This is a genomic window from Rivularia sp. UHCC 0363 (genome assembly GCF_034931125.1).
Lineage (GTDB): Bacteria > Cyanobacteriota > Cyanobacteriia > Cyanobacteriales > Nostocaceae > Rivularia.
In genome coordinates, this window is the sequence record NZ_JAYGHM010000008.1 from 119959 (window position 1) to 134539 (window position 14581).

At 37.9% G+C, this 14581-nt stretch carries 11 protein-coding genes; 9 read left to right on the forward strand and 2 right to left on the reverse strand.

The features are described from left to right. Positions 1–4 precede the first annotated feature (4 nt). The 8 genes from VB797_RS07140 to VB797_RS07175 all read left to right on the forward strand — a co-directional run bounded on the left by VB797_RS07140 (position 5) and on the right by VB797_RS07175 (position 11021). On the forward strand, positions 5–2026 hold the full coding sequence (locus VB797_RS07140) for an exopolysaccharide transport family protein (protein WP_323236967.1): 2022 nt from the start codon (positions 5–7) through the stop codon (positions 2024–2026). 10 nt (positions 2027–2036) lie between these two features. Beyond that, positions 2037–3419: a hypothetical protein gene (locus VB797_RS07145; protein ID WP_323236968.1), complete on the forward strand. Its 1383-nt coding sequence runs from the start codon at positions 2037–2039 to the stop codon at positions 3417–3419. Between the two features lie 34 nt (positions 3420–3453). Further along, entirely contained in the window at positions 3454–4533 is a 1080-nt protein-coding gene (locus tag VB797_RS07150) for a glycosyltransferase (RefSeq protein WP_323236969.1), read from the forward strand. 81 nt (positions 4534–4614) lie between these two features. After that, on the forward strand, positions 4615–5814 hold the full coding sequence (locus tag VB797_RS07155; RefSeq protein ID WP_323236970.1) for a glycosyltransferase family 4 protein: 1200 nt from the start codon (positions 4615–4617) through the stop codon (positions 5812–5814). 85 nt (positions 5815–5899) lie between these two features. After that, complete coding sequence (locus VB797_RS07160; protein WP_323236971.1) at positions 5900–7036, forward strand: glycosyltransferase family 4 protein; 1137 nt, start codon at positions 5900–5902, stop codon at positions 7034–7036. A 49-nt stretch (positions 7037–7085) separates the two neighbouring features. Then, entirely contained in the window at positions 7086–8303 is a 1218-nt protein-coding gene (locus VB797_RS07165; protein WP_323236972.1) for a glycosyltransferase family 4 protein, read from the forward strand. A 16-nt stretch (positions 8304–8319) separates the two neighbouring features. Further along, entirely contained in the window at positions 8320–9762 is a 1443-nt protein-coding gene (locus VB797_RS07170) for an oligosaccharide flippase family protein (RefSeq protein ID WP_323236973.1), read from the forward strand. 170 nt (positions 9763–9932) lie between these two features. Beyond that, positions 9933–11021 carry an acyltransferase gene (locus VB797_RS07175; protein WP_323236974.1) on the forward strand — a complete coding sequence of 363 codons (1089 nt, stop codon included), beginning with the start codon at positions 9933–9935 and terminating at the stop codon, positions 11019–11021. Between the two features lie 211 nt (positions 11022–11232). On the opposite strand, the gene thiS is transcribed toward VB797_RS07175, so the two are convergent. Both thiS and VB797_RS07185 read right to left on the reverse strand, forming a co-directional pair. After that, a complete protein-coding gene (gene thiS, locus VB797_RS07180; protein WP_323236975.1) occupies positions 11233–11439 on the reverse strand; it encodes a sulfur carrier protein ThiS in 207 nt (68 codons plus the stop codon). Beyond that, the gene (locus VB797_RS07185) at positions 11429–12553 is read right to left on the reverse strand and encodes a thiamine phosphate synthase (RefSeq protein WP_323236976.1); all 1125 of its coding nucleotides are present in this window, start codon (positions 12551–12553) and stop codon (positions 11429–11431) included. Before VB797_RS07185 ends, thiS begins: the two co-directional genes overlap by 11 nt. Positions 12554–12942: 389 nt before the next feature. Here VB797_RS07185 and VB797_RS07190 point away from each other — a divergent pair, with 389 nt between their 5' ends. Continuing rightward, the gene (locus VB797_RS07190) at positions 12943–14541 is read left to right on the forward strand and encodes a DUF1565 domain-containing protein (protein WP_323236977.1); all 1599 of its coding nucleotides are present in this window, start codon (positions 12943–12945) and stop codon (positions 14539–14541) included. The last annotated feature ends 40 nt before the right edge of the window (positions 14542–14581 follow it).

The window sequence follows — 14581 nt, forward strand, 5'->3', positions numbered from 1 at the left end:
TTAAATGAATAGAATTGCCAAAATAGTGATGCGGCATTGGAAACTGCTTTTGGCTTGGAATGTTTTGGTGTTAGGAATAACAGCGGTTAACATCAAAATAACACCTAGGGTGTGGAATAGCCAAGCACAATTAATATTACCTAACGTAACTAATAATAGTGATGCAGATTTGGGTAAATTGGGTAGTGTCCGGGATGAAGGGGTAGTTTTTTCCCAACAGCTTAACCCGTTAAATATCCTATCTTCCATTGCAATGAGCGACAATGCGATCGCCAAAGTGTGGGAAAACGACCCGGAGAAAGACCAGTTTACGGAGTTGAGCAAGTACAAAAAACTCTTTGAAGTTTCTCCTGAGAAGGAATCCACGGTTATATCCCTTACGGTAAAGGGCTCTAGTTCCGAATTAGCAGCACAGCGAGCAACCGCATTAATTGCAGCGTTTCGCAATCGGTTGCAGGAATTACGACTTGATGAAGCACAACAGCGATCGCAATTCATGCAAAATGAAGTCAAAGAAGCTTTGCAGAAGTTGCTTGTAGCACAAAAATCTTTGAGTGAATTTCGTAAAAATTCCAATTTGGTGAACTCAGACGAGCAAACCAAAGAGATTATTTTAGCGATGAACACTTTGAATACAGAACAAGCCCAAGCAATTGCGGAAGCTCAAGCAGCCGAAGCGAGAATGAGAATGCTATCGTCTCGCGTAGCTTTGAGTCCAGCAGCGGCAGTAGGTTCGGTAAGACTCAAAGAATTAAAGGAATATCAGTTAATTCGCGATAAATTAAGCGAAGTTGAAGTTGCACTGGTCGAAGCTAGAGGTAAATTAACCAGCAACCATCCCCAAGTTCAGGATTTGCAATATCAGCAAAATGTATTGCGTGACCGACTTGGGCAATATGCTGCCGATTCTAAAGGTAATGTCGCTGGGGTTGATAGCACAATCGGTGAAAATACTGCTGGTTTAGCCGAACAAATGGTTTTAGCAGAAAGTCAGGCTATGGGAATGCAGGCAAAAGCCCAACAATTGCAACCAGCGATTGATCGATTGGCAGTAAAGTTAAATTCTTTACCAGATAAGCAGGCGAAACTACTCGAACTGCAACGACAATATGATATTGCCGAGGGCGTTTACAACGGGATAGTAGCGCAAGCAGAACAGGCAAAGTTAGGTGCTTTCAGCGCTTACCCCAGCGTTCAGGTGCTAAATCAGCCGTTAATAAATAATAAACCCGTCGGGCCGAAGTTGAGATTAATGATACTTGGAGCATTGCTAGCTTCTAGTTTCGGTAGTGCTGCGATCGCGCTGTTTTTGGAAAATCGCAATCCTTTACTCAGTCCCAAAGATATTCAACAAACCAATATTCCCGTACTTGCGAGCATCCCCTATATCAAAAATATCAGTGGTAAATTAGACCAAATCGGAGGAGAAATCGAGTTTCAAAGATTGGCTTCCGCAGTTAGTTTAATGCAGCTAGATTCCGGACGGTTAATGATTGCTAGCGCTACCACCGGGGAAGGTAAAACTACAACTGTTTTGGGGTTAGCAAATGCGCTGATCGGTTTGGGTTTTAAAGTATTAGTTGTGGACGGAGATTTCCGCAGAGCAGAACTTTCTCGCTCTTTAGGTTATCAGTCACAAATCAACTGGGATACGCGATTTACACAAAATCAAGTCCGTCCCAATCTGGATTTGTTATCGGTAAGCATTCCCGAAGCTAAAATCTCCGAATTTGTTGCTCGTGGAGAATTTGAGCAGCATTTGAACTACGTACAAGCCAACGGTAAATATGATTACGTCTTGGTCGATAGTTCTCCAGTGACTATGACACCAGAAGCAGCATTAATTGCCAAAATTATATCAAAAGTACTGTTTGTGGTACGTTCCACAAGTAGCCATCGTAACTATTTCTGCGACAGTATCGAACAATTAACGCGACACAAAGCCGAAATTGCGGGTTTAGCAGTTAACGGTGTAGAAACAAGAGCGCAAGGCTATATGTACGGACAAAGTATTGTTCAAGTGTAGTTAAGTACTCATGCAACAACCAGGGTTAAAAGCTGCCGATCAAAAGACTAGCGATCGCGATATATTCTCCGGAATTTGGATTCGTTGGGGAGAATTAACGCGATCGGAAAAAGTTGTTTGCGCTTACATTACCTTAATTCCGTTGTGGTGGATGTGGGGGTGGAGACTTTATTTTGTCTTTTTAGTCGCGGGTATTATTATTCATGAATTGCGCGAGAATAGAGAAATTCGTTTGCAGCGTCCGAGTACTGCGGTGATCGGAATTATCTGTTACGGCCTATATAGTTTAATCGTGAGATATTTTTACGGAGAAGCTGAAGGTCTGCGACTCAATTTTAATGTTGTAATCTCACCTTTGAATAATATAGTTTGTTTTGGTTTGCTGCTGTGGTACGTACAGGATCGAAAAATCCGGATTCGTCAACAAGTGGTTTTTTGGTCATTTTCGATTGCGATCGCGATGATGTTTTTGATGTGGGGGGTGATTTATTTTGGATTACATCAAGCAAGTTATGTACCTCCTCGTTCGATTTATGGTTTGTTGACGGGTAAATCAAGCGGTTATGAACCCGGAGATGGGAATAGTAACTTTTTAATGCCTTATTTACCTACAGATGAATCTATAGGAGGATTAGTTCGTTATGTATATTTTTTCCCCGGTCCAGAAGCTTTAGCTTTAGTAATGGGTTTTGTAAGTCTATTATCGCTAGATATCAAAAACCGTCTTTGGTCTTTGCTTTTATTATTTGGTTCGGCTTTTTTATTACTTACAAGTGGAACTCGTTCGGTTTGGGTGAGTTTACCAATTGTTATTGGTCTGCGTTATTTATTGACAACTGGTAAGGTTTTTGGTCCGGCATTTATCTGCGGATTATTAGCAATTGTCAGCTTTAGTTCTTTGTCAGTTCCTATTATTAGTAATACGGTCATAGATAAAGTAACAAATACAGCCCAAGCAACAGCAAATGCTCGTGCAGATTCCACAGAGGTTCGGGGTGAAATCTATCGATTGACAGCAAAAGGGATAGAAAACGCTGATAATTCGCAATTAATTTTCGGTCATGTAGTTCCAGGAATTGGAGTTTTACCGGGATACGAACCGGCAAAAGTTGGTACTCATAGCTTTATTTTAGGAACCTTACTTTATCGAGGTGGTTTATTAGCTACCGGATTTTTCTTGACCTTTTGGATATCGTTGCTTTGGTGGCTATACAAAACGCGACAGAACAGACCTTCATCTCTTTTGATATTTTTACTTTTTAGCTTTACATTTGCCACAATGGAGCTAGAAATGCCGGTTCTTGCGATTGCTTTAGTTTGCGTTATGCTGCGTACAGATAAAAATTATTTACCGCGAGATAAAGCTTTTAATTACATTTACAAGAAGGAATAAGCAGCAGTTTATTGATATTTCCCACTCACTTAACATGAATACAAATCCCGTAAATCCCTTAGTGAGCGTAATTATTGGTAATTATAATTACGGTCGTTTTATCCAAAAAGCAATTGAGAGCGTTTTGCATCAAACATATCGAAATTTTGAATTAATAGTTGTAGATGATGGTTCAACAGATAATTCGCGAGAAATTATTGAAAGTTATCAAGATAAACTAACTGCAATATTTCAAGAGAATGGAGGACAAAATGCAGCATTTAATGCCGGATTTGCTGTTTCAAAAGGTGAGATTATTTGTTTTCTAGATTCTGATGATTACTATTACCCAGATAAATTAGCAAAAGTTGTTGCAGCATTTAATCAAAATCCTAACTGGGTACAAATATCACACGGACGCACTACAGTTGATGCTGACGGGGGAATTGTTGGTCGCGATCCAACTTATTTTAATCAAGGTGATGTGAAACCCTTGCTTTTGCAGTGGGGAAGATATGCTTGGGCTGTAACTTCTGCATTATCATACCGACGTTCAATTTTAGAGAAAGTCTTACCGTTCCCCAAACAACCTACTGCTGGTGATACTTACTTAACAGCAACTGTACCATTTTATGGAGAAATAGGCAAAATCAACGAGCCATTAATGTATTATCGCAAACATGGCAATAACATCCAAGCCAATAGCGACAAGTTCACTTACTTAATTAAGCAACGCGAGGACACGGCTAACTGTATTAATAATGCAGCAAGTAAGGTTGGTATAAATCAACGTTTCGATATTCAACGGGATATAGATTACCGTAGTTTCAAAATATTACAATCGGGTCGCGGTTCATTAACTGAAACCTTGCAAATAATCTGGATTACTTTGCAAGAAGGTGTAGCTATCGGTCACAGTTTTAAAGATACATCAGAAAGACTTGTAAGACGCAGTATATGCGCTTTATTTCCTAATGAAGGTAAAATTTATCGAACTTTAGGATTGCGTCGTTACTTGCTCTTCAAATTAACGGGTAATAAACCGCAATTACTCCCTTCTCGCTCTCTGATTAGCTATCTCTCTGTACTTCTTTCCTCTGCGTACTCTGCGTCTCTGCGGTTTTTTAATCGGTAATCTTCTACCGGGAAGGGAGTAATCTATAAAAAATCTCAAACTCTGAGTGAGAACAATCCAAAATCTAAAATCTAAAATCGAATGACTAGCTTATTAAGTCCAAACAAAACATCTAATTCAGAAAAAAATATTCGTAAAAAGCTGATAATTATCCCAGCTTACTGCAATTCTTTAGGTGGTACAACGGTTAGTTTGTTAATGCTAGCGATAGGTTTTGCTCGCACTCAAGCATCCGATCAATTATGCATTTTGATCCGTAAAGGTTCTTTTATGGAGAAGTATTTTAGAGATGCGGGTCAAGAATCTTGTATTGAATTGATCGAGGCTGATAATTCTAATGAATTTCTTAAATCTGCCTTACGATGGGTGAATAAACAACCGAAGCATTATCCTTTATTGCTCGATAATTTAGTTTGGCGTAGTTACTTACCAATACTGACATTATTCGCACCCTCTCTTCGTTTAAGCGGTCGTCAAATTTATCATTTTTGTCATGACTTAGCGCTGTCTTATAATAAATTTGGATATTTAGCCAGAAAAGTGGCTTTTACCAGTCTTGCTCCCGGAGCTATTTGTAATTCACAATTTACAGCATCACATATTCGTGGTTTAATGCCAGATATTCGCGGAATTCTTTATCAACCTGTTGATTTAGAAAAATTTAATCAAAAAGCAAATAATACTCCTCCCGATGCTTTGAAGCCGATTATCGATTCCGGAGCGCGAATCATGCTGACTCCTTCACGCATCAACAAACCCGGAATTATCAACGATAAAAACTTGCGATCGCTAATCCCAGTCCTAGCTCACTTAAATCAAATGGGTGGTAATTATCACGCAGTAGTTATGGGGGAAGACCAATCTCCCGAAAATATTTATAGTCAGGATTTGCTTGAAAGTGCCACAAATGAAGGTGTTGCAGACCGCTTTACAATTTTACCTCCAGCCCTAAATATTGAAGATTATTACAAGCACGCAGATATAGTTGTTACTTTAGCTCCCAGAGAACCCTTTGGACGCACTGTTGTAGAAGCGATCGCTTGTGGTGTGCCGGTAGTTGGTAGCAATACGGGTGGAATTAACGAGATTTTGCAAAATTTTGCACCTGAATGGACTGTTAACCCCGATAATTTTGTTGAAGTTGCACAAACTATTATGAATGTTGCTCAAAATTTAAATACAAAAGACCTTTTGAGTAAAGGAAATGATTGGGTTTATGCTAACTGTAGTTTGTCAAGTTATGCAATAGGAATGATGCAGTTTACAGGTTTAAGTAGTTAAATATGTTTGATTAAAAAAACCGCAGAGACGCAGAGCATAGAGAAGTATTGAATTTAGCTCATCAAACAAAATTACTTTAATTTTTATGGAAAAAGTTTTCTTTTTAACTGGTGCAAAACCTCCTCAAACAGGAGGAGAACTTTATAATTATCAACTTTCACAACATTTAGAAAAACTTGGGTGGGAGCAAGAATATGTCAGTTTGCATGAATACAGGCATTTTTTAAGATTGGGTAAAATACCAATTGTTGGAGATACATTAGTATCTTTGATATTGACCGTAATTTTGTTTCCATATCAGGGAATTTTAGTTGAAGACCATTATTTTAGTAAATATTTATTCTTGACAAATATTATTCAACGTTTTTTTAGAAAAGGTAAAGTTGTTATTTTAGTGCATCTTTTCTACGGTTATAAAAGTAACGATAAATTCGCAATTAGAAGGTTAATTAACAAATTTATCGAACAATTTAGATTATCTTTTGCCGATTTAATCGTTACTAGTAGCGAATATTCTAAAAGTGAAATCGTTTCTGTGGGAATTAATCCTGAATTAGTTCACGTTTTATCACCGGGATTAGATAGGGAGAAGTTTCAATTATCTAAAGACCGGAAATTAAATAATCAAGCAAGTAAGAAAATATTATGCGTGGGTAATTACGTTCCCAGGAAAGGTATACTCTATTTAATAGAAGCCTTTTCTCTGATAGAAAAACAAGGTTTTACCCTACATTTAGTAGGTAATCGTAAAAATAATTCAACTTACTACAATCAATTAAATAATGCAGTCAAAAAGTTAAATCTAACCGATTGCGTTGTGTTTCACGATGGTGCAGACCAAGAAAATATTAAACAATTATATGCTTCTAGCGATATTTTTGTTTTGCCTTCTTTTCAAGAAACCTTTGGAATTGTTTTTTTAGAAGCGATGCATTACGGATTACCAATTATTACCACTAATGTAACTGCAATGCCAGAATTAGTAGAAGAAGGTAAAAATGGTTTTCTAGTTCCACCCGCTGATTCTCAAGCTTTAGCTAAAGCTATTTCTAAGTTAATTAAAAATCCCGATTTAATCGCAAAAATGGGAGCAGCGGGACGGAAAAAAGTCGCTAATTCCTATTATTGGGAGCAAACTTGTTCTAAATTTGCCTCTATTGTTCAAAATATGAAAGATGATCAAACCGCAGAGACGCAGAGAGCGCAGAGGAAAGAAGCATAGAGATAGAGATATAGTTATTTTTAGAGCGATATTACTAATATAATTAGCAATGCAAAATATTTCACAAATCCAGACCACTGCAATTAAACAAGAAACGTCTTCACCAGATATTTTAGTTGTTTCACGTACCTTTTTACCAAAAGAAGGGGGAATTGAAGAGTATGTATACAACCGCTGTTTGCAAAATCCCGAACGAGTTATTATGTTAGCAGCGAATTTTAAAGGCGATCGCGAATTTGATCGAGTCCAAAATTTCCCCGTACATCGCTGGTATTTACCAAATATTCCGCGCTTATTTGGTTTATCGGCAGTAATTAAACAAATTCTGAATATGTTCTGGTCGTTTGTTTTAGCAATTAAACTTTATTTTCGCTATCGCTATCACTATATAGAATGGGGACATGGTTATGATTTTCCGGCAATTTTATTATTAAGTTATCTTTTACCAATTAAATATTTTATCTATTTACACGGAAACGATATTCTTTGTCCCTTACGTAATCCCATATTAAAAAAACTATTTGAATTAACTTTACAACGCGCTACAGGTATTGTTTGTAATAGTTCATTTACAAAAGATTATCTCAGCGATAAGTTCAAATTTGATACTCCAACTTATGTAATTAATCCTATAGTTAGACCGGAAAAATTTGGCAATATTAATAATCGACAATACCTTGATGCGCGGTTAAATATCCGTGAAAAATACAATATTTCCGAAAATGCCATAGTAATTCTTTCCGTGGGAAGATTAGTAAAACGTAAAGGTTTTGGAAGAATTATCGAAAATTTAAATCAGCTTTTAGATCAAAATTTAGATGTTCACTATATAATCTGCGGTAGAGGAAAAATGCAGTCCGAACTCGAACAAAAAGCCGATGTATTGCAAGTAAAAGAAAGAGTACATTTTGCCGGATTCGTACCCGATGAAGACTTAGCAAGCTATTACGCAGCAAGTGATATTTTCGCCATGCTGACATTTTATGATACTCAAAACGCAAGTATAGAAGGATTCGGGATAGTTTACGCAGAAGCAGGTTATTTTGGTAAACCCGTAATTGCTTCTCGTATCGGTGGTGTAGAAGACGCAGTACATCACGAAGAAAACGGTTTATTAGTAAGTCCAGATTCCCCAGAAGAAATAACGAGCGCATTAACTCGCTTATGTAAAGACAAACAATTACGCGAAAAATTAGGTAGCAAAGGAGTAGAATTAGCCCAACGTAAAACTTTGCATTCGGTTCTTTATAGTATTCCTAATTCCTAATTCCTAACTATTAAAAATGTCGAATATTAGCACTAAAAAAATAGCTACAAGTAGTCTTTGGCTGACTGCTAGTTTCGGTTTTGCTAAAGTATCTCAACTGCTTGCTCAGATATTTTTGGCACGTTTACTGTCACCTGATGACTTCGGTGTTTGGGGTATGGTGTTGATTGTCACAACCCTTAGCGCACTGTTTAAAGATGCTGCGATCGCATCGGTATTAATTCAACGCGGTTTGGACAACAAAAAATTAGTAAACGCTGTTTATAGCTTGGGTGTAAATATCTCGATTGTGATGTTTATTATTCAGGCTTTAGTTGGATTTCCGTTAGCTAAATTTTTCGGTGAACCGTTAGTTTTTCCCCTAACTTTAGCTGTCTCTTTTGTATTTTTAATTGGTGCAGGTGCAGGTTCTCATGGTGCTGTATTGCAACGTCAAATGAGATTTCGCGAGTTAGCAATTATTGATAGCTTTTCGGGTTTTGCGCGTTTTGGTGGTGCGGTAATTTGTGCTTCTATGGGTGGTGGAGTCTGGTCTTTTGCTGTTGCAGAAATTGCCATGTCATTAGTTGATGCTTTTTTGAAACGTTATTTTAGTCGATATCATTTCACATATAGTCTCAAACCAGATACAGAAGCCATTCGCGAAGTCCGAGCCTATATTAGTAGTTTAATTGGAATTAATTTAGCCGTTTATGCTAACACTAATTCCGATAATTTAATCATCGGTAGATTAATTGGTGCCAAATCTTTGGGTTACTATAACATGGCTTATCAATTAGCTATGTTACCAACATTTGCTTTGTCACAGATTAACCGAGTCAGCTTTTCGGTACTCTCACAACGAGACAACGAAGGGAGAAAAATTTATCTTTGTCGGATGTTGGAAATATATGCTGTACTGTATGCTGCGGTGTACGGTGTAGGGTTTCTTGTAGCACCGATGCTTATTCCTTTAGTATATGGTAATGAATGGACACCAGCAGTAAATATCTTTCAAATAGTGATGATTTTCGCTTATGCAAGAGGTTTTATGTCGATTCTCGGTACAGCTTTAAATGCTATAAATAAGCCAAATATTAACGCTGCAATTAATTGGGTCTTGGTTCCGCTTTCTATCCCAGCTTTCTTTTTCGGAGCTAATTTAGGAGGAGTCAAAGGAGTTGCGATCGCAGTTGCTTTAGTGATGGGTGTCGGTGCGAGTATTTGGTTTTGGTTTGCTATGAGTCGCGCTGCAAAATGGAATATTTTAGAGTTATTTAAACCAGTCATCCTCCCAACTTTAACTATTATAATTGCACTGTTTACTGTAATTAATCTTCCCCTATCTTCTTCTGGACAAATTTTTATCCAGCCACTTTTATTAATTACAATCTACATAATTGGACTGTCAATATTCTCCGCTGGTAGAATTCCTCGATTGTTAATAAGTTTAGCCAAACGTTCTTTAAATATGGCTTAAATAATTATCAATTATCAATTATCAATTATTCAATTTTGATAATCGTGAAAATAATTGGGTTATCAGCCTCTATAAATCAACTATTTCGCAACCAAATATAGAACCTAAAAAATTAATGTTTATACCTTTATGTAAGGATTGTTAAATGTCAGTTATCCCTACTCACTGATATGAAAATAAAAGTTCCCCTGTCTTCTCAAGTTTCGGACAGACTTTTTTTCTTGGAATTTCTCAAAGCAATTAGTATTACTGCCGTAGTATCATACCACGCAATCTTTTTACCTCGGTCTGCTTTTGCCGCAAGTAGTGGTATTTTAGAAACTTTATTTGCTCCTTTGAGATTCTGCGTTCCAGTTTTTCTGACAATTTCCTTTCTACTTTTTGAACGTCAAATTGCTCAGTCTCAAATCCAGTTAACTTTACCTTTATTGCAAAAACGTTTAATTCGTTTACTGATACCAACTGTGTTTTGGTTCGGTGTAGCAGCAGGATTAAAAATTATTAATCGTAATTCTCCTACAGAAATTATCAATGCAATCTTAACAGGAGAAATATTTACAGGTGCTTATTATTTGCTAATAGTATTGCAATTAATCCCGATTTTTTACTTAACCCGTAAGTGGTTAAATCGGCAAAAAAATATTTTTATCACTATTGCGATTCAAGGGCTGATTTTCTTATTTGTTTACACGAGTATTTGCGGTTTATTTGGAAATCAGGTATTAGCATTTTTAATCAAAATGGAGCGTCCTTTGATTATTTATTGGTTTGTTTACATAGCTTTAGGGATATATATTTACAAAAAGTTAGCTTGGATAGAACATAAATCGCGTTCTCTAAATAAAACCAATAAACTGCTAATTTTGTGCTTTACTGCTGCAATAATGATGATTGAATATAGAGTCTTAACTTTACTTTTAGCAGACTCACTTCGTCCCTTCGATTATGCTGCATTCTCCTGCATATTGAGCGTACCGGCAATGTTTATCTGTTTCGCATCCGTCAGCGAAAAAAATTTACCAACACCCGCTGTTAAACTAACCAAACTACTATCAAAATACAGCTTAGGAATTTTTTGTATTAATGGTATCTTAGCGCAAATATTCTTGTCCATCGGAACCAAATTTTTCAGCCAAGCAAAAGTCAGCCTCGTTCAAATACTGGCAATTAAAATTATCGGCTGGATAATATTACTCACAGTTTCATTACTGTTATCAATATTATTAAAAAAATTGGGATTAAAAAGAGTTGTTTGTTGATAATATTTTTATTAATTACTTGTTAGTTTCTCGTTTCTCGTTACAAGGTTCTACCTTGTAATGCATTTGTAGAGGCTCTGCCTCAAGTATATTAAGAGGCAGAGCCTCCAGCCAAGCGTTCCCAGCCGGAGTCTGGGAACGAGTCAAACAGTCAAAATTTTATTTATGAAAAATTAATTACAAATTACGAATTACGAATTACGAATTATACTCACCCTCCCCCGACAATAGTAACTATTTCCAAACGGTCATTTTGCTTGATTTTTGTTTGTTCCCAATATTGACGATGCAAAATTTCGCCGTTATACTCAACAGCAACTAAGCGAGGATTATAACCTAGTTGTATGAGTAAATCCGGTAACAAAGTGTCTTTAGATAAGTTACGGATTTCTCCGTTTACTTGTAACTCAAGATTCATACACTTTTAACTTGCTATCTATTATTTGAGGACGGTGTAATTGTGATAAAAAATATTGCGTTACCAAAGTTGGCTGCTCTGCTTGCATGATGCTTCGCACTACTGCTACACGACTTGCTCCAATTTCAACTACATCATTGAGATTGTTCGGGTCTATTCCACCGATCGCAAACCAGGGTATTGGACAATTTTTTGCCGCATAGTTAATATATTGCAATCCAACAGCTGGTTTACCTTCTTTAGTTGGAGTTTCGTAAATTGGTCCGACACCAACATAATCGGCACCTTCGGTAATTGCCCTTTGCATTTCATCGGGATTTGTGGTAGAACGACCTATCAATCTATGAGGACCGAGTAAATTCCGGGCTAGGGATATAGGCAGATCTTGCTGTCCCAAATGCACACCATCGGCATCTACTGCCAAAGCTAAGTCTATACGGTCGTTGATCAAGAACAAAGCATCATAGGCGTGACACAATTGACAAAGCTTTCGAGCTTCTTCCAAACGAACGGTATCCGTAGCCGTTTTCTCGCGATACTGTACCAGTGTTAGTCCTCCTTTGAGAGCAGCTTCTACAGTCTCCAGTAAATTTTCACTCTTTGAGGTAACTAAATACAAACGCGATCGCAAAAGTTGTTGGTATCGAGCAAAACCCATTAAATTACTTTCGAGGGTATAAACTCGATAGCGGATTTGCTTAAAGGCTTTACCCATACCGGAACTGTAAAGCTTACCGTATTCTTCAAGCACCCGCACGGCTTCCTGAACCCGACAGAAGTTAGCTTGTAAGAGCGATTTAACGCTTTCACGCTGTTCTTCTTGAGGATGACTTAGTTCTGTACCCGCATCATCCGGTGTATTCCGTGCAGCCCTTAAATCAGCGGTATGCCAAATTGCTACCTCTTGCCGTAAATGCTTGCATTCTCGCGTAAAATCGCTATTGTTCAAGCCAAAGCGACACCACTCCTCGATAATTCGCAAACCTTCACGAGTCCGATCTAAATTCGCGTCTAGAATCCGCAATACAACTTGCTGCACTTGCTCCTTCTGGCTGTATGGCTCGACCATTACAACAACCCCATTATTGCCTTCATCGTAACAGTCCACTTTCATGTTCCTAATGTTATTATCATCGTTGATTTTTTTAACTAAATTGATTTGTATTAAAAGTAGTGGCTGTGGGTCATGGAATTTTGGATTTTAGATTGGCGATTTTGGATTAAGTATTAGATTTCATCTAAATCATGTTAAGTATTAAAATATACTTTTTATTCCAACTTAAAAGCTAAAATCTAAAATCTCAATTCTCAAAACAGCCCAGTCAATAATCAAGCTGAGATTTTCATTATCCTCGGGTCAGAGGGTATAAAAACGTCACTTTGGATGTAAAGAGTGTTAGAAAGATGATTAACTATCTTAATTTATATAGCCAAAACTTGACGGATATTCTGCGTTTTAAGCAGATTATTCAAGTCTTAACGTGTTCCTACCCCGAATCTTCTATGCGTAAATCTTCTATTTATTCTGTCTTATTTGGAACTGTAATTTTCACCACGATAACTGCGGCTTTAGTAAGTGTAAGCTCTAATGTTGCCATTGCTCAGATATTGCCCATATCTGATCGAAACAAGAGTGAAAACTCAATTTCTCAGGTTAATGTACTGTTTGTCAACCCAAGTATCGGAAATGACACAAAGGCAAATGGTAGTGAAAGCGCTCCTTTGAAAACAATTACTCAAGCGTTGCGAGTTGCCAAAGCCAATACCGAAATTAGACTTGCTAAAGGTACTTACAGCGCCGAAATGGGAGAAGAATTTCCCTTAATCATCAAACAAGGTGTTTCTATTCAAGGAGACCCTGGCAGTCAAGGTAAGGATATTATCATTCAAGGGGGTGGCGAATATCTCAGTCGCTACTATGGCAGTAAAAACATTGCGATCGTCGGAACTGGTAACGCAAAATTAGCTGGTCTAACAATCACAAATCCCACTCCTCGCGGTTACGGTTTATGGATTGAATCAGATCGACCAGTGGTAGAAAACAACACCTTTACCGGCTCTACTCAAGATGGAGTCGCGGTTATGGGTAATGCTGCACCCCAAATACGCAACAATAATTTTTATGGCAACGGTGCGAATGGAATTACAATTTCGGGAACATCTCAAGCCCAAATCGAACAAAATACTTTTCAAAATACAGGTTTTGGGATAAATATTGCCCAGAATGCATCTCCTCAAATCATCGCTAACAAAATTTCTGGTAACAGAACCGGGATTGTAGTCCAAGCTTCCTCTAGCCCCGTTTTGCGAAATAATTCGATCTTTAGCAACAAAGAAGACGGTTTGGTTGTAATCGCAAAAGCAATCCCAGATTTAGGTAATTCATCCAGTCCGGGCGGCAATCAATTTAGTTCCAACGGGCGCTATGATATTAACGCTGCATCTGCAACACAGCAAGTTTCTGCTTACGGTAATAATTTAGCTAGTAACCGCATTGCTGGAAAAGTAGACTTGACAGCAACAGCTGCACCCGTAAAACCTCTATCCCTACTTACCAGACGCACCCCAACATTACTCAATTCGAGATTGCAACGCGAAACCGTTACTCCGCAACCAACAGTACCCAACACAGATAGCCAAGAATTAAATTACGTCCAAATACAGCCCGGTACAATCGAATTCACCGCTCCCGGTGCTGCTTCCCAGTCATCATCATTACCAGCCCTACAGCCTGCATCTACAGGTAACTCAGCCCTTCTACCCGTACCCCCTGACCAAATTCCCGCGAGCAAAACTGGTAGCCCTTATATGCTACCCCCCGGACTTTCACAGAATCCTGCAACAATTCAACCAACCCCTCAAACTCCACCTCAAATAACAGCTACAACAACACAAACAGGTTCGCGCTACCGGGTAATAGTCGAAGCAGTGACTCCAAAACAGCAAGAACTAGTAAAATTCATCGTATCCGACGCATTCCAGACTAATAGAGCCGGGAAACAAGTTATGCAAGCAGGAATATTTAGCGATCGCAATAAAGCCAAAAATCTAGTCAGACAATTCAAAAATAACGGATTGAAAGCGGAAGTAATTATGGAATAGGGAATGGGTAATTGGTAATTGGGAATTGGGAATTGGGAAT